Source organism: Polaromonas sp. (genome assembly GCF_029945685.1).
Taxonomy (GTDB): domain Bacteria; phylum Pseudomonadota; class Gammaproteobacteria; order Burkholderiales; family Burkholderiaceae_C; genus Polaromonas.
This window is the reverse complement of the sequence record NZ_JAQSDA010000013.1, coordinates 16,950-41,306: the sequence shown is the minus strand read 5'-3', so window position 1 is coordinate 41,306 and position 24,357 is coordinate 16,950. Positions and strand designations below refer to the sequence as shown.

16 protein-coding genes are annotated in these 24,357 nt (G+C 66.0%); 6 read left to right on the top strand and 10 right to left on the bottom strand.

Features of this window, described 5'->3' with window-relative positions; all coding sequences use genetic code 11:
- Position 1 precedes the first annotated feature (1 nt).
- Both PSV26_RS09640 and PSV26_RS09635 read right to left on the bottom strand, forming a co-directional pair.
- Positions 2–1,003 (bottom strand): tripartite tricarboxylate transporter substrate-binding protein, encoded by a 1,002-nt coding sequence (locus PSV26_RS09640; protein WP_300570151.1) that lies wholly within the window; start codon positions 1,001–1,003, stop codon positions 2–4.
- Positions 1,000–1,377 (bottom strand): chorismate mutase, encoded by a 378-nt coding sequence (locus PSV26_RS09635; protein WP_300570149.1) that lies wholly within the window; start codon positions 1,375–1,377, stop codon positions 1,000–1,002. Before PSV26_RS09635 ends, PSV26_RS09640 begins: the two co-directional genes overlap by 4 nt.
- Before the next feature lie 337 nt (positions 1,378–1,714).
- On the opposite strand from PSV26_RS09635, the gene PSV26_RS09630 reads away from it, so the two are divergent.
- Entirely contained in the window at positions 1,715–2,899 is a 1,185-nt protein-coding gene (locus tag PSV26_RS09630; protein ID WP_300570146.1) for a GGDEF domain-containing protein, read from the top strand.
- Here the strand turns inward: PSV26_RS09630 and PSV26_RS09625 are convergent.
- The 7 genes from PSV26_RS09625 to argH all read right to left on the bottom strand — a co-directional run bounded on the left by PSV26_RS09625 (position 2,878) and on the right by argH (position 18,730).
- Complete coding sequence (locus PSV26_RS09625; protein ID WP_300570144.1) at positions 2,878–4,041, bottom strand: alpha-hydroxy acid oxidase; 1,164 nt, start codon at positions 4,039–4,041, stop codon at positions 2,878–2,880. The genes PSV26_RS09630 and PSV26_RS09625 overlap by 22 nt on opposite strands.
- A gap of 76 nt (positions 4,042–4,117) precedes the next feature.
- Positions 4,118–6,424, bottom strand: coding sequence for a penicillin-binding protein 1C (gene pbpC / locus PSV26_RS09620; protein ID WP_300570142.1), 2,307 nt, complete (start codon positions 6,422–6,424; stop codon positions 4,118–4,120).
- A gap of 143 nt (positions 6,425–6,567) precedes the next feature.
- Positions 6,568–12,594, bottom strand: a complete 6,027-nt coding sequence (locus PSV26_RS09615) for an MG2 domain-containing protein (RefSeq protein ID WP_300570139.1) — start codon at positions 12,592–12,594, stop codon at positions 6,568–6,570.
- Positions 12,595–13,261: 667 nt separating this feature from the next.
- Positions 13,262–14,752, bottom strand: a complete 1,491-nt coding sequence (locus PSV26_RS09610) for a DegQ family serine endoprotease (RefSeq protein WP_300570137.1) — start codon at positions 14,750–14,752, stop codon at positions 13,262–13,264.
- A gap of 447 nt (positions 14,753–15,199) precedes the next feature.
- On the bottom strand, positions 15,200–16,594 hold the full coding sequence (locus PSV26_RS09605) for an ATP-binding protein (protein ID WP_300570134.1): 1,395 nt from the start codon (positions 16,592–16,594) through the stop codon (positions 15,200–15,202).
- On the bottom strand, positions 16,591–17,250 hold the full coding sequence (locus PSV26_RS09600; RefSeq protein WP_300570131.1) for a response regulator: 660 nt from the start codon (positions 17,248–17,250) through the stop codon (positions 16,591–16,593). The genes PSV26_RS09605 and PSV26_RS09600 overlap by 4 nt, the downstream gene beginning before the upstream one ends.
- Positions 17,251–17,320: 70 nt before the next feature.
- Positions 17,321–18,730, bottom strand: coding sequence for an argininosuccinate lyase (gene argH / locus PSV26_RS09595; protein ID WP_300570128.1), 1,410 nt, complete (start codon positions 18,728–18,730; stop codon positions 17,321–17,323).
- Between the two features lie 224 nt (positions 18,731–18,954).
- Here argH and PSV26_RS09590 point away from each other — a divergent pair, with 224 nt between their 5' ends.
- From PSV26_RS09590 to PSV26_RS09575, 4 genes are all read left to right on the top strand, one after another.
- Positions 18,955–20,016 carry a sensor histidine kinase gene (locus tag PSV26_RS09590; protein ID WP_300570125.1) on the top strand — a complete coding sequence of 354 codons (1,062 nt, stop codon included), beginning with the start codon at positions 18,955–18,957 and terminating at the stop codon, positions 20,014–20,016.
- A complete protein-coding gene (locus PSV26_RS09585) occupies positions 20,013–20,759 on the top strand; it encodes a LytTR family DNA-binding domain-containing protein (protein WP_300514688.1) in 747 nt (248 codons plus the stop codon). The genes PSV26_RS09590 and PSV26_RS09585 overlap by 4 nt, the downstream gene beginning before the upstream one ends.
- Before the next feature lie 159 nt (positions 20,760–20,918).
- Positions 20,919–22,106 carry an AI-2E family transporter gene (locus tag PSV26_RS09580; RefSeq protein ID WP_300570123.1) on the top strand — a complete coding sequence of 396 codons (1,188 nt, stop codon included), beginning with the start codon at positions 20,919–20,921 and terminating at the stop codon, positions 22,104–22,106.
- A gap of 70 nt (positions 22,107–22,176) precedes the next feature.
- Positions 22,177–22,842: a tRNA-uridine aminocarboxypropyltransferase gene (locus PSV26_RS09575; protein WP_300570299.1), complete on the top strand. Its 666-nt coding sequence runs from the start codon at positions 22,177–22,179 to the stop codon at positions 22,840–22,842.
- Here the strand turns inward: PSV26_RS09575 and PSV26_RS09570 are convergent.
- On the bottom strand, positions 22,823–23,500 hold the full coding sequence (locus tag PSV26_RS09570) for an ABC transporter ATP-binding protein (protein WP_366945989.1): 678 nt from the start codon (positions 23,498–23,500) through the stop codon (positions 22,823–22,825). The two genes, PSV26_RS09575 and PSV26_RS09570, sit on opposite strands and share 20 nt — an antisense overlap.
- Positions 23,501–23,793: 293 nt before the next feature.
- Between PSV26_RS09570 and PSV26_RS09565 the strand changes: the two genes are divergently transcribed.
- Positions 23,794–24,255 (top strand): cache domain-containing protein, encoded by a 462-nt coding sequence (locus PSV26_RS09565; protein WP_300514685.1) that lies wholly within the window; start codon positions 23,794–23,796, stop codon positions 24,253–24,255.
- Positions 24,256–24,357 lie beyond the last annotated feature (102 nt).

The window sequence follows — 24,357 nt, the reverse complement described above, 5'->3', positions numbered from 1 at the left end:
CTTATTCGACGGAGATGCCGGTGCGCTTGATGATGGGGGTCATCACGCGCAATTCCTGCTGCATGAACTTCTGCAGGTCCTGCTCGGAGCCGCCAATCGGTTCCATGTACTGAGCGTGGAGTTTTTCCTTGACCTCCGGCATGGCGAGTACGGCGTTGATTTCCTGGTTCATGCGCCGGACGATGTCGGTTGGCGTACTGGCCGGGGCCATCACGGCCATCCAGGCGAGGTTTTCAATCTCGGGCAGGCCGGCTTCCTTCATGGTCGGGATGTCAGGCATGAGCTGGCTGCGTTTGGCGGTGGAGACTGCCAGTGCGCGCATCTTGCCCGCCTTGACCTGGGGGATCACCGCCACCGCGGGCACGCAGGCAAACTGCACATCGCCCTGGAGGATGGCCAGGATGGACAGCGGCGAGGAGGCGTACGGAATGTGGACAGCGAAGGTGTCGGTCTTGACCTTGAGCAGTTCCACGCCGAGCTGCGACAGGCTGCCGACGCCGGTCGAAGAGAAGTTGAACTTGCCCGGGTTTTTCTTCATGGCATCGACCAGCTCCATGAGCGTGGTGATGCCCGAGTCGGAACGCACCGCACACACATTGGCCTGGCCGCCGGCCAGCACCACCGGGCGCAGCTCGGTGAACGGGTCATAGGGCAGCTTCTTGTAAAGCACGGTGTTGTACACCAGCGGGCCGTTGGTGCTGATGACGAAGGTGTAGCCATCGCCTGCCGACTTGGCAACCGCGCCGGTGCCGTTGTTGCCGCCGGCGCCGGCGCGGTTGTCGATGATCACCGGCTGACCCAGGCGAGGCGAGAGTTTGTCGGCCACGATGCGCGCGATCACATCCGGTGACGAGCCTGCGCCGTAGGGCACCACGATGCGAATCGGCTTGTTGGGCCAGGCCTGGGCCATGGCGCCTGCCGTGGCAAGCGCCACAGTGGCAACCACGGCGCAGCGGGCCAGCAGGCGGGTCAGCGGAAAACGGGGGGTTGTGCGGGTGTTCATGCGGTGATCAGTTCCGTGTCGTGAAAAAAATTGCCCTCGCCGGCGATGTAGCCGGCGACGAGGGTGCGGTAGGCGGACTCAATGATATCGGGCAGTCCGGGGAAGGCGGCTTCATGCTGCGCGGCCAGGGCCCGCACACGCGCGAAGACTTCGGCCTGGCGCGCCGGTGCGGCCACCTGGAACGCGTCGCGCTTGAAGCGGGTGGCGTCACGCACACACAGCGCGCGCTGCGCGAGCAGCCCGATGATCTGCTCGTCAAGCGTGTCGATGCGCTGGCGCAGCGCGGCCAGTGTCGGGGCGACCTCGACGTAGTCCGGGTCCTTGAAGCGTCGCACCGGGGGGGTGTGGATGGCGGGTTCCTGCGGGGGATTCATGGGAGACGGGTGGCAGAGCACGGGAGTAATTGGTAAGTGAGCTTATTTGTTTTGAGGCGCACTGTCATGGGGGCAATCCCCAAGAAGGCCCTCTGTCGCGTTGGTCGCGTCGGTCGCGCGCTTCATCGGACGCTTTCCGCCCAGCCTTGCAAACGACCGATTCGGGGGATTGAGCGAACAAATGTAACAAACTGTACAATGATCTCCGTCCGGCGCGGCCTCCTCCAGATCGGCGGTGGACCGCCGCCGGCAAGGTAAGCCGTCCAGACCCGACAAAAGGAAGGGGCAACACCTCGTGAATCCTGTGACGCCGTCGGAGCTCGCCCTCTGGTCAGCCATGGCCGGAGCCCTCCTGCTGCTGTCCCTTGTGGCGGCGGCCGACCTGGTCGCGAGCCGATCTGTCTCGGCGGCGCGTGGACTCGCCTTCATCCTGCTGACAGGTGGTTTGTCGATCCTGCTGTCCGGCCTGCCTGAAATGCTGGTGCCGGCATTGCGCGGCCCGGTATTGCTGCCGCTCAAGGCCTCGTTCGGACCCCTGAGCGGTGCCCTGGCGCTGACCTATCTGGGGGTCTGGGTCGGTGCCGCGCGCGATGATCGCCTCATACGCTGGACGGTGGCCGGCGGAAGTTTTGCGCTGGTGCTGGCGGCCGTGGTGCTGGCCATCATCGCCCTGCAGGAAGATGTCTGGACACCGGCGCAGGTGATTGCGGCTGCAGCTGTGGTGAACGCCCTCTCGGTGCTCTGCGCGGCCATGGTGTCGGCCCGCGGTGTCACCCTGGGGGACGCGCTGGCACGCTGGATGGTGGTGGCCTGTCTTTGCCTGGCCGGCATGGCGGGCGGCCTGTATTCGAAGGCTCTTGAGGCGACCGGCCTGGGCATGGCGGTGTTGACCGTGGCCTGCACCATCGGCTACTTTCTGATCGTGATTGCGCTGACATTGCTGCGCAATCGGGAACAGCGCAAGCTCAAACGTCTGGCGCGGAGCCTGGCAGACCCCGCCTGGGGGGTTGACATGACACTGGGCTCCCGACTGCTACCCCATGTGGAAGATGCGTTGTGGCGCAGCGCGCGTGTTGGCCGGGACTGCGTGGTGGCGGCCATCAGCATCGCCAATCTCTACCAGCTTGGCGGGGTGGCAGGGCATGGTGTCGACCAGCAGATCCTGGTGGTGCTGCTCGCGCGCATCCGGCGCATCGTCGGGTTTCGCAATGTGGTGGGGCTGTACCACCCCCGCTGTTTTGTACTCGTGGTTTCTGCGGTGCAGGACCCGCGGCGCAGCCAGCTGCTGGCGACACGTTTGCGCCGCGAGTTGCGCGAGCCCGTGTCGGTGGGCGCTGGGCAGAACCTGCACGTTTTCAAACCCTCCATCGGGGTGGGCCTGATCCGCATCGCCGGAAGCTGCACCGACGCCCTGGGTGTGATCAACCGGGCCGAGCAGCTGGCCCTGGAAGCCACGCAACTTTCCGCCGGCGTGATCGGCGAGGACTTTATCGCCGCTTCCTACGGCGCCGCCACGGGATAGGTTCCGGGCAGCAAGATGCCCTTGTCCACCGTCTCGATGTTGGTGTGGCCGCAAAACGCCATCGTCAAATCGAGCTCGCGGTGGATGATCTGCAGCGCCTTGGTCACGCCTTCTTCACCCATGGCGCCCAGGCCGTACAGGAAGGAGCGGCCGATGTAGGTGCCTTTGGCGCCGAGTGCCCGCGCCTTGAGTACGTCCTGGCCGCTGCGGATGCCACCGTCCATGTGGACCTCGATCCGGCTGCCGACGGCGTCCACGATCTGCGGCAGTGCGCGTATGGACGACTCGGCGCCATCGAGCTGGCGCCCGCCGTGGTTGGACACGATGAGTGCGTCGGCGCCGGAGTTGACCGCGAGTTTCGCGTCCTCCACGTCCTGGATGCCTTTGAGGATCAGCTTGCCGCCCCAGCGCTTCTTGATCCATTCCACGTCGCCCCAGTTCAGGCCCGGGTCGAACTGCTTGGCGGTCCACTCGGAAAGTGAACCCATGTTCTCGACACCCTTGACATGGCCGACGATGTTGCCGAAACCGTGGCGTCTGGTGCCCAGCATGCCCAGGCCCCAGCGCGGCTTGGTCATCAGGTTCAGGATGGTGGCCAGTGTCGGTTTGGGCGGCGCGCTCAGGCCGTTCTTGAGGTCCTTGTGGCGCTGGCCGAGGATCTGCAGGTCCAGCGTCAGCACCAGCGCCGAGCAATTGGCAGCCTTGGCGCGGTCGATCAGGCGCTCGATGAAGTCGCGGTCCTTCATCACATAAAGCTGGAACCAGAAGGGGTGCCCGCCGGTGCCGGCCGACACGTCCTCGATCGAGCAGATGCTCATGGTCGAGAGAGTGAACGGAATGCCGAATTTTTTCGCCGCACGCGCGCCCAGGATCTCGCCGTCGGCGTGTTGCATACCGGTCAGGCCGGTAGGCGCAATCGCCACCGGCATGGCCACGTGCTGGCCGATCATCTGCGTGGCCGTGCTGCGGTTTTCCATGTTGACGGCGACGCGCTGGCGCAGCTTGATGGACTGGAAGTCGCTTTCATTGGCGCGGTAGGTGCTTTCGGTCCACGAGCCGGAGTCGGCATAGTCGTAGAACATGCGGGGAACGCGTTTTTTCGCCAGAACGCGCAGGTCTTCAATGGTGGTGATCACGGGCATACGGTCTCCTGTTATGTCCTGCATGGTAGCGGGCTGCCTGTTTTTCGGCGTGAATTACGCTTGCGCCGGGATGAAATTATTTTGATGCGCCGCTGCCGGGCTGGGCATCGCGCACGCCGGCGCCGCGTACCTCCAGCCGGATCTCATCGAGCACCTTGCCGCCGGCATCGGCCAGCTGCACCACATGCTGTCCCGGCCAGGGCAACCACTGCACCTGTGCGCCGCGGGCGAGCGGCTTGCCGTCCATCAGCCAGCGCAGGTCGCGGCCCTGGGCGCTGAAGCTCACGCGCTGACGGTTGGGCGGAATGTCCGGGTCCAGCGCGATGATGGTGCCGTGGGTGGGCGCGGTGATGCGGCTTGCGGCAGACGCCCTGTTGTCCGCTGCTTTCGAGTCATTTTTGCCTTCAGCCCTTTTCCTGTATGCGCTGGCAGCTCCTGAATCAATAGCAAAGAGGGTCTGCTCCGTGCCCCGCAGAAACCATTCGCCGCGCGCCGCCTCGACAGGCGCGCCCGCTGCATCGGCAAAGGTCACCTGGCGTTGCACCACGCCGGCCGGCGGCGCCGGGGCGCGGCTGGGCTCGGTGCGATGCAGGTAATTCATCAGCGCTGCCCAGACCGGTGCCGCGCCGCTGGTGCCGCTGACGTCCCACATGGGGGCCCCGCTGGCATTGCCCACCCAGACGCCGACGGTGTAGCGTTGCGAGTAGCCGATGGCCCAGTTGTCGCGCATGTCCTTGCTGGTGCCGGTTTTCACCGCGGTCCAGAAACGTGTGGCCAGCACGCTGTCGGTGCCGAAGGTTCGCGCGCGCGCCACCGGGTCACTGAGAATGTCGCCGACGACGAAGGCGGCGCCGGGGTCCAGGGCCTGGACAGAACCCGTTCGGGCTGAGCCTGTCGAAGCCTTTTTCTTCATGGCAGACCCTTCCACAAGCCTGTCCTGAGCTGAGTCGAAGGGCCCAGGGCGAACGGAAAAAGAAGGGGTGCTGTAACGCCCGCCATTGGCCAGCGCGCGGTAGGCGTTGGCCAGCGCCAGCAGGGAGACCTCGCTGCTGCCCAGCGCCAGGCTGTAGCCGTAGTAGTCGCCGGTTTCCCTCAATGGCAGGCCCACGGCCCTGAGCTGCTTGTGAAAGGCATCGGGCGAGACCATCACGAGTGTGCGCACGGCGGGCACGTTGAGCGAGGCGCCCAGCGCGGTGCGTGCCGAGACCAGACCCTTGAACTGGCGGTCGTAATTCTGCGGGATGTAGAGGCCACCGGCCGTGGGGATCTGCGAGGACGAATCCTCCAGCAGCGATGCGGCGGTGATGCGTTTTTCGGCCAACGCCTGCGCATACAGAAAGGGCTTGAGCGTGGAGCCGGGCTGGCGCAGCGCCAGCACCCCGTCCACCTCGGCCGCGCCGCTGAGTTCGCCGGATGAACCGACCCAGGCCAGCACCTCGCCGGTCGCGTTGTCCAGCACGACGATGGCACCGTCTTCCACGTGACGGCCGCGCAGTTCGCGCAGGTGCTGGGTCAGGGTAGACACGGCGAAGCGTTGCAGGGGGGCGCGTGCGGTAGAAACTACCGTTCGCACTGAGCTTGTCGAAGTGAGCGTCTTCCCGCGCATGGCTTCGACAGGCTCAGCCCGAACGGACAGGAGACGGCGCGCCAGGTGCGGCGCCACACCTTCGGATGGGTCAAACGATTTGCGCTGCAACGCCGCGGTGGCAAACAGATCCAGACCCTCGCAATCGGCTTTCGCGGGCGCCTGCATGATTTTCAGGACGCCGCAGGCGCGCTGCGTGACCTGCACCGCTTTCGCATTCGGTGCCCGCACCAGCGCCGCCGCCAGCGCCGCCTCGCGTTCGTCCAGTCCGTGCGCCGCCTTGCCGAACAAAGTGCGGCTCAACGCATCGATGCCGACGATCTCGCCGCGAAAGGGCACGAGGTTGAGGTAGGCCTCGAGAATCTGGTCCTTGCGCCAGCTGCGCTCCAGTAACTGTGCCGACACCGTCTGGCCGATCTTCTGCGTGATGCTGCGCCCGCCCGCTGCCGCACGCCAGTCCTCGTCGAGCAGGCCGGCCAGCTGCATGCTGAGCGTGGAGGCACCACGCGTTCTGGTGGCCCACAAATTGCCCCAGGCGGCGGCAGAGACGGCGCGCCAGTCCACGCCGCTGTGTTCGTAAAAACGTTTGTCCTCGCTGAGCACCAGCGCCGTGCGCAGGGCGGGTGAGATGTCCGGCAGCGCCACCCACTGGCCGCGCCGCACCGTGTTGTCGGTGCGCAGGCGCTGGAGTACTTCGCCGCTGCGGTCCAGGATCAGCGTGTCGGACGGGTGGAATTCGTTTTTTACTTCGTCAAAAGTGGCTGTAGCCCATGAAGGACGGGCGCAAGCAGCTATCAAAAAAAGAGCGAGCGAAGCACAGCGTGCGATACGCAGAGGAACTGGCCAAGGATGCGTGCGATTTTCCGTCGGGCCGCCCCAGGGAAAATCAGCCCCCTCGGGGGGCAGCGCAGCATGCGAAGCAACAAGCGTGGGGGGCATATTTATTTGACGCCTTCCACCTTGACGCGCGCATTCGGCGTCTCGCCAAACATCTCAGGCGCATACATGGCTTCGACGCGGCTGGGCGGCAGCGCGAAATCGCCGACGTTGTTCAGGCGCACGGTGTATTCCATCTTCACCACGCCTTTGGGCAGGTACTCGTAATAACTGCGGAAGGCCTCGAAGCTGCGTTCCTCGAACGCCGGCCAGCCTCCACCCGATGAAGCCGATTTTTTCTCGCCGCTGGTGGCGATCTGCGAGTCGCGGCCCAGGCCGCTGCCGAGAATGGTGGCGCCGCCGGGCACCGGGTCGCTGATCACCACCCAGGTCATGTCGGCGCTGGCGTTGACTTCAAGCGAAATGCGCACCACGTCGCCGCGGGTGTAGAGGCCCTTGACGGCCTGCTCCACCGGCGTGATGGTTTTCCTGATCTGGTAGCCGGCGTTGAAAGGCGCTTTCAGGGGGATGGCCGCCAGCGATTGCAAGGTCAGCCAGGGCTTGCCCGTGCCTTGCTGCGTCACGGTCAGCGTGTCCTTGCCGCCTGGTGTTGTTGTGCTCCAGGGCAGGAACATGCTGTTGCCCCGCAGATTCCCGGACGAGGCGGGCGCGCCGAAGAAAGTCGTCTGGTTCGGCGCGCCAAGCGTATCGGTGGGCTTGATGCGTTCGACTTTTGCCCAGTCCACACTCGCTGTCGCTGCGGCCAAGGCGGCTTTGGTGACGCCGGCCACCGGCGCCGCCTCAAACTTCGCCGAGAACCTGTCCAGCGCCAGCCCGCCCCAGAGGTTGGCGGTGGTGGTGTGCCAGGCGCCTTTTTGCTGGCGGGCTATGAAGCCGTTGGCCAGCTTGCCCATGTCGTCCTTCCAGGCCGGGTCGTCCATCACCGCCAGCATCAGGCGCGCGGTGTTGACGTCGCCGTTGACCATCAGCCACCACCAGTAGTCGTCCTTCTCGGTGCTGAAGGTGAGCTTGGTGCCTTGCCACGACAGGCGCGATTTCAGCACCTGGGTCGCCTCAAGCAGGCGCTGCTCGCGCTGCGGCACATCGGCCACACGTTTGAGAATGTTCAGCCAGTCGATCACCGCATGGGTGGGCCACTGGTTGGGCGCGATGGTGATGCTGCCCAGCATGCGGCCCTGCGCCTTGCCGTAACGCGACAGGGCTTCGATGGCAGCGAGCTTGCGCACGTCCAGGTCCTTGCGGGGACTCCAGAACTCGCGCTGGATGCGGCCTTCCACAAACGCAATCAGGCCGCGCTCCATGGGGGCGCGCGCGTCGTCGGGCATCGCGAACGCTGGATTCAGTGCGGCCGCTTCATGCGTGGCCGCCAGAAGGTAGGCCGTCAGCGTATCGCTGCCGCGCGAGGCCTCGCCGTCGCGCGGCGGGAAGTAACTGGCCAGGCCGTCGCTGTCGAGGTAGCCGGGCAGCTGCGCCAGCACGGTTTGCCAGAGCTTCGCATCGCGCAGGCCGACGGCCTTGCTGGTTTTTTGCTCGAGGCAGGCGAACGGGTAGTTGGCCCACCAGTCGCGCACGCCGTCCATGCCCTCTGCGAGTTTCGGTTGCAGCGACATTTTTAAACCCCCGCGGCCGGGCAGCGCATCGGCCGGCGGGGCCACGTCCAGCGTGAAGGAGCCATCGACCTGCACCAGCGTCGCCTGCTGCACCGTCAGCGGCACGGCGGGGATGATGCGCTGGCGCGCTTTCAGGCCGTCGCGTGCACCGCTCACCGTGTCTTTGGCCTCAATCTCCCAGAGGATGGCTTCGGTGCGTGTGAGCGCGAGCTGCGCCGGCGCCGTCACCATCCAGGCCACCTCGCGGGCCTCGCCGGCGGGAATGTCCACTGTCTGCGTGTACAGGCCCCCACGCTCCCCCGCTGCGCGTGGGTTGCTGCCCCCCGAGGGGGCGCTCGCTTGCTTGGGGCGGCCCGGCGCGTCGCTCGGATCCAGCAGGGTGGCGCGCGGGCTGACCTCGACCTTCATCGCCGCCTTGGTCGTGTTTCTCAGCGTGATCTGCGCGCGGAACTGGTCGTCCTCGCGCACCAGCGGCGGCAGGCCGCTGATGATCTGCAAATCCTGCGTCGCCTTGATGGCGGTCTGGCCGGTGCCGAACAGGCCGGTGCCGCTGTCGGCGACCGCGACGATCCTGAAGGTGGTCAGCGCATCGTTGAGCGGTACGGCGACCACGGCCTGGCCGTTCGCATCAAGCTGCAGTGTCGGGTTCCACAGCAGCAGGGTGTCCAGCAGCTCGCGCGTGTTGCTGCGCCCGCCGCCGCCGCCGGCCGGCACGGCCTTGCGCCCATAGTGCCGGCGGCCGATGATTTCCATTTGCGCGGTGGAGGTTTCCACGCCCCAGGCGCGGCGCTGCAGCATCGCGCCCAGCAGGTCCCAGCTGGTGTTGGGCATCAGCTCCAGCAGCGCCTGGTCGACCGCGGCCAGCGCGACTTCGGCATGGGCGGCCGGCTGGCCGTTGGGCAGTTTCGCCGTGATGGTGAGCTGGGCCTGGCCGCGCACCGGGTAAGTGTCCCTGTCGGCCTTGACCGTCACGGCCAGCTGATGCGCCTGCGTGCCGACGCGGATTTCCGCCAGGCCGAGGCGGAAGGCCGGTTTGCTCAGGTCCACCAGCGCGGTAGGCGCCACATACTCACGGCCTTCGTACCAGAAGGAGGTCCACCATTCACGCGGCGCCTTGTAGCCCCAGGTGAAAAAGCTGTACCAGGGCACCTCGCGCAGGCGGCCGCGCAGGGCCAGCACGCTGACATACACATTCGGGCCCCAGCCCTCCTTGACCTTGAGCTGGACGGTCGGATCCTGGCCATTGAGCTGCACCACCTGCGTCTCGATGATGCCTTCGCGCTCGATCGCGACCAGTGCGGTGGCAAAACGGAAGGGCATACGCACCTGGAATTTGGCGGTCTCGCCCGGCTGGTAGCTCTTTTTCTCTGGCAACACGTCCATGCGGTCATGGTCCTCACCGCCGAACCACAACTCGCCCTGTTTGGTGACATAGACCGAGCTGGCGGCCTGGATGCTGTTGCCGCTGCCGTCTTTGGCGGTCACGACCAGTTCCACCTCGCCCGGCTCGCCAAGTTTGGCCTCGCACAGCAGCAGGCCGCGGCTGTCGCTTTTGCCGCTGCAGACGCTGCCCAGTTCCTTGATGTCGGTCTTGTTGTCATAGGTGTAAAAGCCCCCGACCATGCGTTTGCGGCTGGTGGTGACGATGCGCGCCACGGCCTTGACCTCCAGCGGCACATCGGCCGCCGGTTTGCCGCCCAGGTCCAGGGCCAGTGCCTGGAACTTGATCTTCTGGCTCGCGGAGACCCAGCCTTCCGTCTTGATGCCGGCCACCACGGCGGCCGGCCACAGCGTGGTGACGCTGCGAATCGTCTGCACCTCGCCATTCGGGTCGGCGTAGCTGGCTTCCAGCAGCAGCTCCTGCGGTTGTTTGCTGGCGGGCAGGTCGGTGATGCTGGTTTTGCCGCCGCCGTTGCGGTCCAGGGTCAGGGCCAGCTTGTCGGCGACCACGCGCTGGTCCTGCGAGGCCGTGGCCTCTTCCTCACCGCCTTCACTGGCGGCGCGCTGCACGCGCGGCGGTGCGAAATTGAAGGCCTCATAGTCGCTGTAGCTCAGGGTCTTTCCGCGCAGCAAGGCCGACACCCGCACCGGCAGGTTGGCTGCGCCGCCACCCGAGACATAGTTGATCTGTACGTCGGTGGGCACGGCCTTGACATTGACCAGGGCTTTTTTCTCGCTGGGCTGGATGCGGCCCTCCAGCACCGGAAGGCGGAACTCCTCCACGCGGAAGGCGCCAGTGGGCGTTGCGCGGCTTCCCTGGCGCAGCTCCACCTGGTACTCGCCGAGTTTGGCGGCCGGCGGGATCGCAAAGGTGCTCTCGGCGCTGTGGCCGCCGGTGGCGGTTTTGCGCCAGTTCAGCGGCTGCGCGTACTGTTGTCCGCTGCCGGTGTGCGTCACCACCAGCTTGTCCGGCATGACATCGGCCAGGCCAAAACCCTGGCTGGTTTCGGTGCGCAGCAGGTGTTTCATGGACACGGTTTCCCCGGCGCGCAGCAGGGTGCGGTCGAAAATCGTGTGGGCACGCTGATCCGGGCGGGCCTCGCTGCTGGTCGGCACGTTGAAGCGCCAGGGCTCGATGCCCTTGTGCCAGTCGCTCCAGGTGAAGCTGATGTCTTCGACACTGTCAACGGTGCTCCGTGCGCTGACGAAATAGGCATTGCGGTAATCGTCCCCGCCGCAGCGCGGCGCCTCGGACGCCAGGCCCTTGAAGTTCGCAATGCCCTGTGCGTTGGTCACGGCCTTGGCGAGTTCTTCGCCCTTGCAGCTGGAAACCCGCACCGTGGCGCCGGCCACCGGCGCGCCCTTGTCCAGTGTCGTGACCCAGGCCAGCGCGTTTTCACGGCCCAGCTTGAAATGCACGCCCAGGTTGGTGACCAGGGCCGAGGTGCGCACAACCATGGTCCGGCTGGCACCGTGCCGCTCATCGAGCAGCGAGCTGCCGAGTTTCTGCGAAGCGATTTCGACCACGTGAAAGCCGGGCGAGAGCGGGATGCCGATCACCTCGAAGGGACGCGGGTCGCCGCTCGCCGCTTTGGGCAGGTCCAGCGTTTTCACGCCGGGCTGGCCATGGAGCAAGGAGAGCATGCGCGACTGCACGTACTCCTTGCTTTGCGCGTCAAGCGCCTGGGGCAGCGCTCCCTTCACGTCCCGGCCGGCCTGGTCGCGGTCCACCTGGTAGTTGTTGTAATACGCCACCTTGCGGAACCAGGCAATGATGTCGGCATCGGTTTTGGGTTGCAGGTCGCTGACCTTGCCGGGCGTCAGGCCTTTGACTTGCAGCGCGGCTTCGACGTTGCGCAGCGTCACCGGCAGCAGCGCCGGCTCGCCCGCTTTGGCGCCGGGTTCGGCAAAAAGCTCGACGATGCCGAATGGTGCGGCGGCGAACTTGGCCAGCGGCGGCATGGTGCCGGTCGCCACCTTCAGCGGGAAGTTGTCGTTATTGCGCAGGGGGCGGCCGGAAGCGTCCTTGAAGTCCTTGGGAAGCTCGAGCGTGAAGGTGGTCTGCTCTGCAAAAGGCGGCTTGAAGCTGACACGGTTGACGACGTTGTCGCCGTCGCCGCTTTCCGTGTCGAACTCTGGCTTGAGCGCGCCTGCGGCTGACTGCAGGCGAATCGCCTCGGCCAGCTTGCGTGGCACCGGCGCGTTGAAGTTCAGGCTCATGGAGCGAATCGGCAAACAGGCCGACTGCGCGTTTTCGCGTTCGCAGCTGAAGCTGGCCGTGAACGGCTCGCGCACCTGGAAGTTGTAGCGCCGCTCCACCGAGTTGGCCACACCGCTCGGGGTGGCCACGCCTTTTCCGTACACCAGCTGGATTTTGCTCGCGGGTGTGAGGCGCCGGTTGCAGGCCAGTGTCACCACGCTCAAGGGGTCTTTCCCGGCGGCCTTGTCCAGGCTCTGCGACTTGATCAGTGCCTGCCGTTCCTTGCCTTCGATCAGTTTCACCGGAACCCGCTCACCCAGGCCTTCGACCGAACACCAGACGTTCTCCCGGACGCTGGCCAGCGTGGCCGGTCCGTTGAGCTGCAGCACGAAGTACTGTTCTTCGTCGATGCGCTGGTAGGTGCCGGGGCGCAGGTTCTGCACAAAAGGGCCGCCGGTGTTGAACTTCCAGGACAGCTTGCCGCTGAGGGCCTGGTCTTTGGGCGAGCGGAAGGTGGGGATGCCCTGCAGGGTGCAGCTGACGCCCGGCGGCAGATCGCTGTCGAATTCAAAAGCCCATTGGCGGTCGCTGATCCAGCGGCCCGAGCCCCCGGTGGCCTGCGCGTCGCTGCAGCTCAGGCTGACAGGGGCGGGCGCCTTGGGGTCGCCGAAGTTGACGGCGCTGTCATCGAACTTGACGGCAATCTGCCGCACCCGTGCAACTTCCCCCTGGGGCGAGACACTGGTGACCTGCAGCGCCTGGGCCTGCAAGACGCCTGCGGCAAGCAGGGCTGTGATTGTTTTTGCGATGGATAAGGCCACGTTTTCCCCTGTGAGGAGGCAAAGCGTAGCCGATTCACGTGTAACCAGACGAAGCAGGCGGCGAAACGGGGCGCAAAAAAACGGGCCGCAGCCCGCATCGGCTCCCCCGCGTGTCATCCCGGACTTTGATCCGGGATCCATGGTTGATGACTCATGCTGTGAGGTATGCCCACAAGCCGGGTCTCGCCCCGGCGAGGCGACTCACTTTCTCTTGCTTCGCCAAGAGAAAGTAAGCAAAGAGAAGGCGACCCGATGGTCTGGGTCCCTTCGCTTCGCTACGGGCAACCTGCGGTGCTCACCGAAAATGGGGCCGAGCTCGAACTCGCCTTCGGCTCAGACAATCGCTCGTCCTGATCCATTTTCGGCTGCGCTCCTCGGCCCAGCCCGACGGGTGGAGGAAGAAGACGAACATCCAAACCCCAAGACCGAATTCAATCCGGAGTGTAGGAAGCGCAGAGCGCTTCCTACACGGGAATCCCAACAGGCCGTCATGTTTGCACGCGAGCGCAGCGCACGCGGCCAAATGAGGCTCCCTTCTCTCGCCCAGCGGGGCGAGGGAAGGGCGGGGGGTTGGGAGTGGGGAGTTAAAGCCTCGCCAGCCACAGTGAACCCGCGACGCAGCGCGATGCCACCGATGCAGGCTTGACCCATTCTGCTTCGCCCGCTATCAGCCGAGATTCAGCGGCACAAATATCTTGCTGTCGCCGCGCTGTATCAGCAGCGCGACCGACTTGCCGGACTTCGCCACCATGGCGCGCACCTGCTCGACGTTGCGCACCGGTGTGCCGTTGACGGACACCAGCACGTCACCGGGCTGAACCCCGGCCAACGCAGCGGGACCGCTGGCCTGTTGCACCAGCAGGCCGCTCTCGACACCGGCTTCCTGCTGCTCGTCGGGCCGCAGCGGCCGAAGCGCCAGGCCCAGCTTGCCCTGCGCGGCGCTGGTTTTCGGGTCATCGGCCTGTGCGACCTTCTGGTCGGCGCTGCCCAGCCGCGCCGTCAGCTCCCTGGCCGCGCCCTGGCGCCAGATCTCCAGCCTGGCGCTGTCGCCGGGCGCCGCCAGGCCGATCACCGCCGGCAGGTCACCCGACGACACGATGGGCTGGCCGTTGACCTTGCGGATCACGTCGCCCGACTGCAGGCCTGCCTTGTCGGCCGGCCCGCCCTTTTCAACACTGGAGACCAGCGCGCCTTCGGGCTTGTCGAGCTTGAAGGAGTCGGCAAAGGCCTGGTTGATCTCCTGCACCGCCACACCGAGACGCGCGTGTTCGACCTTGCCGGTGGCCACGATCTGGTTCTTGATGCGTCCCGCCACGTCAATGGGAATGGCAAAGGACACGCCCTGGTAGCCGCCGCTGCGGCTGTAGATCTGCGAGTTGATGCCCACCACCTCGCCGCGCGCATTGAACAGCGGGCCGCCCGAGTTGCCTGGGTTGATGGCCACGTCTGTCTGGATGAAGGGGACGCTGCTGTCGTCGGGCAGCGAGCGGCCCTTGGCGCTGACGACGCCCGCGGTCACGGTGTTTTCAAAGCCGAAGGGAGAACCGATCGCCAGCACCCATTCGCCGACTTTCAGCTCGCTGGTTTTGCCCAGCGCCACCACCGGCAGGTTGGCTGCGTCGATCTTCAGCACGGCCACGTCGGTCTTGGGGTCGGCGCCCAGCACCCTGGCGCGGAACTCACGCCGGTCGGTCAGCTTGACGGTGACTTCCTTCGCGCCGCGCACCACGTGGGCATTGGTCAGGATGATGCCGTCGGCGCTGACGATGAAGCCCGAGCCCTGGCCGCGCGTGGGCATTTCCTGCTGCGGGCCGCCGGGCCGGCCCTGGCCTTGCTGGAAGCGCCGGAAGAACTCGAAGAACGGGTCGCCCGATGCGCCGTCCTCGTCATCGCCCTGTGCCAGCGGGGAATCATTGCTGACCTTGGTGGTGCCGGTCACGCTGATGTTGACCACGGCCGGGCCGTAACGCTCCGTGATCTGCGAGAAGTCGGGCGGCGCGACGGCCTGGATGGGGGCCGCAGCGGCGATGGCCGGCGGCGCCGCCGCAAAGGAAGCCGTGTGAACAGCGTTGAAGGCGCTGACGCCGGCGCCGCCCATGGCGCCGGCGGCCAGCAGGGCAACGACGAGGCGGGTGTTTTTCAGTGCTGCAGTTGTCATGACGCGTTTCCTTGGAGTGAGGCACACCGCGGTGCCGACAGGACAACTATGGGGAGGCAGGCTTAGGTGAGGCTTAAGGAAGCGCTGAACAAGCCCCCTGCGGCGCGCGATCAGCCGGGCTTGGGCGGTCTGCTGCGTTGAATTTCTTGCCAATAGCTGGCTATTGGCTGCGAAATCCGCCTTGCATCCCATCCCAATCCGCCTGCCCCGCATCCGCAAGGACTTATTCAGCGCTTCCTTGAATGGTGCCCCACGGTTGCTCACTGCGTGGAGCGCGCTACCCACCAGAGTGCGCTGCGCCTGCAGGCCGGCAACGCCGGACCCGCGGCCCCTGCCTGAAGGGAATGGTGTCCATGGTCGCTCGCTGCGAGTCCGAAACCGGCAATTAAAATGGCCTCCAGCCCTTATGGGGTGGGCGCAAGCAGCTATTAAATATATAGCGTCGGTTCAGGCGGATGAAGGTGGCTTCGGAAAAGTCACGCTCACCTGCAAGCCGCCGAGGCGTTCCGAGCGGTCCAGCTGCAAGGTCGCGCCATGGCGCTCGGTGATCGCCTGGACGATGGCCAGGCCCAGGCCGCTGCCGGTTTCGGACGCTGCACCACTGGCGCGGTAGAAGCGGTCGAAGACACGCTCGCGCTCTGCTGCCGCAATGCCCGGGCCGCTGTCTTCCACCCGCAGCAGCGGCCGGCCCTGTGCCAGCTCGAGCGACACATCGACGCGGCCCGCGGCAGGCGTGTACTTGACGGCGTTGTCCAGCAGGTTGCGCAGCAGCACACGCAGCGCTTCGGGCTCGCCCAGGACCTGCGCGCTGGCCAGATGCTCATCCGTCAGGCCCAGATCGATCTGCTTGAGCCGGGCATGCGGCAGCACGTCGGCCACCGCGAGCTTGACCACGTCCTGCAGATCAACCAGGACATTCGCCCCCGGCGTTGCCGGGCCCGAACCGGCCTCTTCGCGCGCCAGCACCAGCAGTTGCTCGACCAGCCGGATGGCGCGGTCTATGCCCTGGTTCAGGCGGGCGATGCCGGCTTCGCGCTCGGCCGGGGTCTGGTCCGACCGGCCGTTCGGGCGCAGCGCCTGCGCCTGCAGCTTGAGCGCGGTCAGCGGCGAGCGCAGTTCATGCGCAGCATCGGCCACAAAGTTCTTCTGCGCGTCAAAGGCCTTGCGCACCCGGCCGAACAGCAGGTTGAGTTCATCGACCAGCGGCCGCACTTCGTCGGGCAGGCCCGCATCGGCCAGCGGCGAAAAATCGTCGGCTCCGCGCTGCGCAACCTGGCGCCGCGTCCGTTCGATGGGCGCCAGCGACCGGTTGATGACCCACCAGACCGCCAGCATCAGCAGTGGCGTCAGCAGCGCAAAAGGCAGCACGGCGCGCAGCGCCAGCGCGCGGGCGCGGGCGGTGCGGGCGTCCAGGTCCTGCGCGATCTGCACCGTCTGGAAAGGCGTCTGCAGCGAATACACGCGGTAGTGCTTGCCATGGGCCTCCACGTCGGAAAACCCCAGCACCGCGCGGGGCGGCAGCGCTGACCGCGTGGAGCGGAAGATCTGCGTGCCGTCCTGGCCCCAGATCTGTACATAGAGGTCAAAGCCCGCATCGTCCTCGATCTCCGGCAGGGCGGCGCCCAGCGGGATGCCGCCGCGCAGCGTACGCGCCACCTGCCGCAAATGGTCGTCGAACAGGGCATCGGCCTGCTGCAGCGCGCTGCGGTAAGCGGTGGTTGCCTGCGCCACGGCGGCCAGCAAAATGGCGGCAAGCACGAACCAGAGCAGGCGCTTCCTCAGCGAATGGCCTCCCACGCTTTTCGCTTCGCCGGATGCGTTGCCCTGGCGGGTGGGGGTCATTGTCTGGGCACCAGGTAGCCGAGGCCGCGCACGGTCTGGATGATGTCGTTGCCGAGTTTTTTGCGCACGCCGTGGATATAGACCTCGACCGCGTTGCTGCTGACGTCGTCCTTCCAGCTGAACAGCTTTTCCTCGAGCTGGACGCGCGACAGCACCGTGCCTGGGCGTGCCAGCAGCGGTTCCAGCACCGCCCATTCACGCGCCGACAACGACACCGGCTGGCCGTTCAGGCTGGCTTCATGGGTGGCAGGGTTCAGGCTCACGCCGCGGTGTTCAAAAGCCGGCTCGGCCCGGCCCGCGCTGCGGCGTATCAGCGCACGTATGCGCGCCAGCAGCTCGTCGGTGTCATAGGGTTTGACCACATAGTCGTCAGCGCCGGCATCCAGGCCGGCGATGCGGTCGCCGACGGCGTCACGCGCGGTGGCCACCAGCACCGGGGTGGTGTTGCGCCGCGCGCGCAGGGAACGCAAGACCTCGAGCCCGTCGCGTTTGGGCAGGCCCAGGTCCAGCAGCACCAGGTCGTACTGCTCACTGCGCAGGGCGGTGTCGGCCATGGCGCCGTCGCGCACCCAGTCCACGGCGTAGTGGGCGGACCGCAGCACCGCCAGCACGGCCTCGCCGATCATGGCGTCGTCTTCAACCAGCAACAGGCGCATTGTTTGTCCTCACAGCCCGCCAGTATGCGGCGCTGCGCTTAGGACAGGCTTAAATCCCGATGCGCAGGAATCAGCCCAGCCGCGCGCGGTGCCGCGCGATCTGCGCGCGCACCTGCACCGGCGCCGTGCCGCCCAGGGTGTTGCGCGCATTCAGTGAGCCGCGCAGGCTCAGCACGTCGTAGACGTCTTTTTCGATCTTCGGGTTGAACTGCTGCAGCACCGCCAGCGGCAGCTCCGACAAATCCACCGCGTGCGAGATGGCGGCTTTCACCGCATGGGCCACGGCCTCGTGCGCGTCGCGGAAGGGCAGGCCCTTCTTGACCATGTAGTCGGCCAGGTCGGTGGCAGTGGCGTAACCCTTGAGCGCGGCGCGCTCCATGGCTTCGGGTTTGACGGTGATGCCGCCCACCATCTCGGCAAAGATGCGCAGCGTGTCCTTCAGGGTGTCCACCGTGTCAAACAGCGGCTCCTTGTCTTCCTGGTTGTCCTTGTTGTAGGCCAGTGGCTGGCCCTTCATCAGCGTGATCAGGCCCATCAGGTGGCCGACCACGCGGCCGGTCTTGCCGCGCGCCAGTTCCGGCACGTCGGGGTTTTTCTTCTGCGGCATGATGGATGAGCCGGTGGTGAAACGGTCGGCAATCTCGATGAAACCAAAGTTCTGGCTCATCCACAAGATCAGCTCTTCACTCATGCGGCTGATGTGCACCATCGCCAGCGAGGCGGCGGCGGTGAACTCAATCGCGAAGTCGCGGTCACTGACGGCGTCCAGGCTGTTCTGGCAGACCTGGGGCTGGCCCTGCGCATCGACCATGCCCAGGGTGGTGGCGACACGTTCGCGGTCCAGCGGGTAGCTGGTGCCGGCCAGTGCGGCGGCGCCCAGCGGCAGGCGGTTGACGCGTTTGCGCACGTCCTGCAGGCGCTCGGCGTCGCGTGCGAACATTTCCACATAGGCCAGCATGTGGTGGCCAAAACTGACGGGCTGGGCCACCTGCAGGTGGGTGAACCCGGGCAGGATGACCTCGACATTCTTCTCGGCGATGTCCACCAGCGCTTTTTGCAGGTCGGTGAGAAGCGCGGCGATCAGGTCGATCTCGCCGCGCAGCCACAGGCGCACGTCGGTGGCGACCTGGTCGTTGCGCGAGCGGCCGGTGTGCAGGCGTTTGCCGGCGTCGCCGACCAGTTGCGTCAGGCGCGCCTCGATGTTGAGGTGCACGTCTTCCAGGTCCAGTTTCCATTCAAAGGCGCCGGCTTCGATTTCAGAGCGGATCTGCGCCATGCCTTGCTGGATGGCCGCATGGTCGTCGGCGCCCAGGATTTTCTGCGCCGCCAGCATCTCGGCATGCGCCAGCGAGCCGGTGATGTCGGCGTCAGCCAGCCGCTTGTCAAAAAAAACGCTGGCGGTGTAGCGCTTGACCAGGTCGCTCATGGGTTCGGAGAACAGGGCGGACCAGGCTTGGGATTTTTTGTCGAGTTGGCTCACGGGAGGCTTTCTGTGGAGGACCGTCTGGCGGCCGCGCTGGCGTGTCGCGGCGGCAACATTATTGGGGGAAGTACGGGTTTGACGCCGGTTTCAAGCGGGCTGCCGGTGCAATACTCATGAACCTGATTTTATCTGCGTGCAGGAAGTCCCCGTAAAGGGGGCGCGCCTGGGACCTCCGGCCTAGCCCCGGCGCAGAAACCGGATACCTGCCGAGCGACCTTTTCATGCATTTCAAGCCCGACCTTTCTTCCTTTGGGGAGTCCACCGTGCTGGGCGGCCTCAGCCAGCCCGGGGACGCGCCTGCGCCCCTGCCGGCCCGTGTCAATGTGTTTGACGCCTGCAATGTCGGCGTGGTGCTGCGCGCCGTGTTGTTCGTCGAAGCGGTGGTGGGCGTCGGCGCGATGTTCGGTGGCGGCATGTTTGTCGACTGGCTGCTGCGGTTTTCGCTGCTCACCGGCGGCGTGCTGCCCGCCACGCTGGCCTGGCTGATTGCCGCCTGCGTGCTCAAGGGGCGGCTGGCCCGGCTCGGCACCTCCCAGCAGTGGGTGGCTGGCGTCGCCCTGGGTGCGCTGGCGGGCCTGTATGGCTGCGGGCTGCTGGTGCTGCTCAACCTGCTCAATCCGGCGCCCTGGTGGGCCAGCGCTGCGGCCGGTGCCCTGCTCTCGGCGGTGCTGGTGGCCGGGCTGGTCTGGCGCGCCAAGGCGCGCACACCGGCGGCCACGGCGGCGCGCCTGGCCGAACTGCAGTCGCGCATCCGGCCCCACTTCCTGTTCAACACGCTCAACAGCGCCATTGCGCTGGTGCGCGCCGAACCGGCCAAGGCCGAAGCCGTGCTGGAAGACCTCAGCGAGCTGTTTCGCCATGCGCTGGCCGACCAGACCGAGTCGGTCACGCTGGGGCAGGAAATTGCCCTGGCGCAGCGTTACATGGCCATCGAGCAGATCCGTTTTGGCGAGCGTCTGCAGGTGCAATGGAGCCTGGACCCCGCGGCCGACCCGGCCAAATTGCCGCCGCTGTTGCTGCAGCCGCTGGTGGAAAATGCGGTGCGCCATGGCGTGGAGCCCAGCGCCCAGGGCGCGCAGATCAAGATCACCACCGAACGGCGTGGCGGGGTGGTGGTGGTCAAAGTGACCAACTCCACGCCCGCCGGCGTCGGTGAGCGGGGACACGGGCTGGCGCTGGCCAATGTGCGCGAGCGCCTGGCGTTGCTGCACGATGTGCAGGCGCAGTTCAAGACCGTGTTCAAGGACGGTGTTTTTCAAGTGAGGCTGGAGATCCCGCTATGACAGGCAAGCTGAGGGCGCTGATTGTGGATGACGAGGCGCTGGCGCGTTCGCGCCTGCGCACGCTGCTGGGCGACTGCACCGCGCCGCCGGCCTGCGTGGCTGGCGAGGCCGCGCATGCGGCGCAGGCCATGGACGCCCTGGGCCGCGAAACCTTTGATGTGGTCCTGCTGGACATCCGCATGCCCGGCGCCGACGGCATCGCGCTGGCGCAGACCATTGCCCGCCTGCCGCAGCCGCCGGCGGTGGTGTTTGTCACCGCCCATTCCGAACACGCGGTGCAGGCCTTCGATCTCGAGGCGGTGGACTACCTCACCAAGCCCGTACGGCTCGAGCGGCTGCAGCAGGCGCTACAAAAAGTGGAGCGGCTTGCGCAGGCAGGCAAAGGGCTGGAGGCCGATTCGAGTGCTGATTTCCTGATCATCCAGGACCGCGGCCGGACCGAGCGTGTGCCGCTGGCCGAGGTGCTGTACCTCAAGGCCGAGCTCAAGTACATCACCGTGCGCACTGCAGGCAAAAGCTACATCCTTGACGGCAGCCTCAACGAACTGGAGGAAAAATACGCCCAGCAATTCATGCGCATCCACCGCAACGCGCTGGTGGCCCGTCGTGCGGTGCGCGCGCTGGAAAAACACTTTGATCCCGAAGAAGGCGAAGGCTGGGCCGTGCGGCTCAACGGCATCGACGAGTTGCTGGCGGTCTCGCGGCGCCAGCTCAGCGCGGTGCGCGAGGCCATCGCCGCGTGAACCCGCCGCCTGGTCGAAGCCGCCTACCTGTTCTGGCGACGCCGTCCTGCACCGGCCGGCTGCCTGTGGCGGTGAAATGGGGCCGGTACAGGAATGGAGACTTCGCCCCAAGGCGGTTTTGCCAGTGACACCCCGCGGAGCGCCCCACAAGGAACACCAATGAGCGAAGAACACGTGCCCGAAATACTGCCGGCAGAACCTGCCGCGCCTGCCGATCCCGAGGTGACGACGTTCCCCGAGCCGGAGCGCCTGCTTCTGCACATGCCGGTGGACATTCGCAACATGTCGCTGATGGTGCTGGCCGGCCTGGCCATTTTGTTCGTCCTGCACTGGGCCAAGGCGGTGTTCATCCCGGTGATGGTTGGCGTGTTGTTCAGTTATGCGCTCTCGCCGGTGGTCAACTGGCTGGAACTCAAACGCGTGCCGCGCTGGCTCAGCTCTGCGGTGCTGCTGCTGGCAATTCTGGGCACCATCGGATCGACGACCTGGTCGCTGCGGAACAACGCGGTGCAGCTGGTGGAGTCGCTGCCCGTGGCGGCACAGAAATTCCGCAACGCGACCAAGGTCAGGACCGGACAGTCGGACAGCACGCTGGACACGGTGCAGAAAGCCGCCTCGCAGATCGAGCAGGCCACCCAGGACGGCGCCAAACCGGGCAACAACCGGGGCGCCATGCGGGTGGTGGTCGAGCGCGCAAGTTTCAACGTCAAGGACTATCTCTGGACCGGCACCATCGGCCTGGTCGCGCTGATCGGGCAAGCCGTCGCTGTCATTTTCCTGACCTACTTCCTGCTGCTCTCGGGTGACAGCTTCCGGCGCAAGCTGCTCAAGCTGGCCGGCCCCAGCCTGAGCAAGAAAAAAGTGACGTTGCAGGCCCTGCATGAAATCACCGGCCAGATCCAGCGCTACCTGCAGGTGCAGCTGCTCACCAGCGCGCTGGTCGGGGTGCTGACCTGGCTGGCCCTGCTGTCCCTCGGCCTGGAGAATGCGGCGGTCTGGGGCATTGTTGCCTTCGTACTCAACTTCGTGCCTTATGTGGGCTCACTCATCACCGCGGCCGCCACGGCGCTGGTCGGCTTCCTGCAGTTCGGCACGCTGAACATGGCGCTGATCGTCGGGGGCGCCTCGCTGCTCATCCACACCATCGTCGGCAACCTGATCACGCCCTGGCTCACCAGCCGCGCCAGCCGCCTGAGCCCGGTGGCGGTGTTTGTCGGGCTGCTGGCCTGGGGCTGGCTCTGGGGCGTGTGGGGGCTGCTGCTGGGTGTTCCCATCATGATGATGGTCAAGTCGGTCTGCGACCGGGTAGACGACCTCAAGCCCCTGGGCGAGTTTCTGGGGTCCTGAGCCGGCCGGTTGTATTTGATCATTTTGGCCTCCAGCCCTTTTGTGGCCTGCGCAAGCAGCTATTGATTTGATAGTGAATGCAGCGCCGCCCCGCCGCCCGCATTGTCCGCGTTGCCTGCGTCCGCAGAACGTCTGCATCTGCGCCTGGGTCACGCCGGTGTTGCATGAGGTCGAGGTGCTCATCCTGCAGCACCCGCTGGAGGTGGATCACCCCAAAGGCAGCGCGCGGCTGCTGCACCTGAGCCTGCCGCGCAGCCGCATGGTGACGGGCGAGGTGTTTGCCGACGCTGCCCTGCTGGCGGCGCCCTTTGAGGTTTCCGGGGCGGCCGGGGCCGTGGCCCACGCTCCCCGCCACAACATTCTGCTGTACCCGGACATCCGGCAAGACCAGGCGCCGGGGTTTCCACCCCCGCCCGCCTTGCCGGCCGGGTGGCTGCGCGAGCCCTCCCGGCTGCGGTTGATCGTGCTTGACGGCACCTGGCGCAAGAGCCGCAAGATGCTTCATCTCAGCCCGCCGCTGCAGGCCCTGCCGCGCCTGTCACTGTGGGAGCCCACCGCCTCCAGCTACCGCATCCGCAAAGCGCACCGGCCCGGCCAGCTGTCGACGCTGGAAGCCACCTGTGCGGCGCTGATGCAGCTTGAAGGCGATCGCGGGAAGTTTGAACCGCTGCTGACGGCCTTTGACGCCTTTGTGGCGCAGCAACTCGGCTACCTCTCTAGTCGCCCAGGTCCATGACCCCTGCCACCGGCACCCCGGCCGGTGCCGCGTAATCGGCGACCACGAAGGCCCGTGTCGGATCGGCAGCGGCATCGTGCAGCAGCGCCAGAACAAAACCCGCCGATGCCTTGTCCAGCGCGGCAAGGGGCATGTCCAGCAGCGTCAGCGGCGCACCCGAGGCAAACGCCGCCGCCAGCCAGACCTTGCGCTTCGAGCCGGTGGACAGCATGAACAGCTGCTTGGCCAGCTCCGGCGCCAGCGCCAGGCCATCCACACATTGAGCCAGCACGCCGTCGTCAAAACCGGCATACGCCTGGCGCTGCATGTCGAAGTAGTGCGCGGGCGTCATCTGGTCAAACGCCTCTGTGCGCGGCTCCGTCCAGAACACCTGCTGGCGGTAGTCCTTCGCCTGGTCCCGCAGCGAGCGTCCCCGGATGCTGAGCTCGCCCGCATCGGGCGGTAGCGCCCCTGCCAGCAGGCGCAGCAGCGTGCTCTTGCCGCGTCCGTCGCCGCCACGCACCAAGGTGACGCCCGGCGAAATGGCGGCCGACAGGCCGGCGAACAGTTCACGCTCGGGATAACGAAAGCGCAGGTCCCGCACTTCGAGCACCACAGCCGAGGCCGCTGCAAGCGGGGAGGGCCGGCGTGCGGCGTCCGTCTGGTCAGGGAGTGTCATGCCTGTATTGGACCCGATCTGCCAGGGTCCGTACGCCGGCGCGTGTCGGGGGCCTGCGGGGCCGGGAAGGCGGGCTGCCAAAAAAACGGTTTCCGGCCCTTCACTATTTCCTGCACGCTGCCGTTATGCATGAAGGCGCGCGTTGATGCGCTGCCTGCTGCGAATCGCTGTCATTCACCCAGGGCCTTGCCGGGACCCGGTCGCGTTTGAGCGCCTGGGGGCGGTGTGTGCGGAACAAGGGTTCACAAGTCATCCGGCAATCCGGATTTTCAGGAAACAAAGGAACAGTCATCATGAAAAAATTTCTCCAGGTACTCGTGGTCGGTCTGGCCGCCCTGAGCTTCAACATGTCTGCCACGGCGGCTGGCGAACAGGGGTCGGCCGCGGAAGCCACCGCGCTCGTCAAGAAAGCCATTGCCTACATCAAAGCCAACGGCAGGGAAAAGGCCTTCGCGGAATTCGCCAATCCGAACGGCCCGTTCAGGGATCGCGACCTCTACATGACCACCGTTGACACGGACGGAAAGATGCTGGCGCATGGCGTCAATCCCAAGCTGGTCGGCAAGTCGCTCATCGAACTCAAGGACATCGACGGCAAATATTTCGTCAAGGAATACATCGACCTGGCCAAAGCCAAGGGCACGGGCTGGGTCGACTTCAAATGGCCCAACCCGATCACCAAGGTCGTCCAGCAAAAATCCATGTACGTCGAGAAAATGGACGACCTGGTCCTGGGTTGCGGCATTTACAAATAATGCGGCTCCGGCGTGGACTGCGTGACAAGTCCGTCTCGCGCCGGCACTGCAAATGAAAACGGCCGTTTGCCCTTATCCGGCAAGCGCAACATGCTCCCAAAA

Excerpts from the sequence above, each read along its gene's own strand:
- PSV26_RS09640 (WP_300570151.1), bottom strand. The coding sequence starts at position 1,003 with ATGAACACCCGCACAACCCCCCGTTTTCCGCTGACCCGCCTGCTGGCC.
- PSV26_RS09635 (WP_300570149.1), bottom strand. The coding sequence starts at position 1,377 with ATGAATCCCCCGCAGGAACCCGCCATCCACACCCCCCCGGTGCGACGC.
- PSV26_RS09630 (WP_300570146.1), top strand. The coding sequence starts at position 1,715 with ATGGCCGGAGCCCTCCTGCTGCTGTCCCTTGTGGCGGCGGCCGACCTG.
- PSV26_RS09625 (WP_300570144.1), bottom strand. The coding sequence starts at position 4,041 with ATGCCCGTGATCACCACCATTGAAGACCTGCGCGTTCTGGCGAAAAAA.
- PSV26_RS09610 (WP_300570137.1), bottom strand. The coding sequence starts at position 14,752 with ATGACAACTGCAGCACTGAAAAACACCCGCCTCGTCGTTGCCCTGCTG.
- PSV26_RS09605 (WP_300570134.1), bottom strand. The coding sequence starts at position 16,594 with ATGACCCCCACCCGCCAGGGCAACGCATCCGGCGAAGCGAAAAGCGTG.
- PSV26_RS09600 (WP_300570131.1), bottom strand. The coding sequence starts at position 17,250 with ATGCGCCTGTTGCTGGTTGAAGACGACGCCATGATCGGCGAGGCCGTG.
- PSV26_RS09590 (WP_300570125.1), top strand. The coding sequence starts at position 18,955 with ATGCATTTCAAGCCCGACCTTTCTTCCTTTGGGGAGTCCACCGTGCTG.
- PSV26_RS09585 (WP_300514688.1), top strand. The coding sequence starts at position 20,013 with ATGACAGGCAAGCTGAGGGCGCTGATTGTGGATGACGAGGCGCTGGCG.
- PSV26_RS09580 (WP_300570123.1), top strand. The coding sequence starts at position 20,919 with ATGAGCGAAGAACACGTGCCCGAAATACTGCCGGCAGAACCTGCCGCG.
- PSV26_RS09570 (WP_366945989.1), bottom strand. The coding sequence starts at position 23,500 with ATGACACTCCCTGACCAGACGGACGCCGCACGCCGGCCCTCCCCGCTT.
- PSV26_RS09565 (WP_300514685.1), top strand. The coding sequence starts at position 23,794 with ATGAAAAAATTTCTCCAGGTACTCGTGGTCGGTCTGGCCGCCCTGAGC.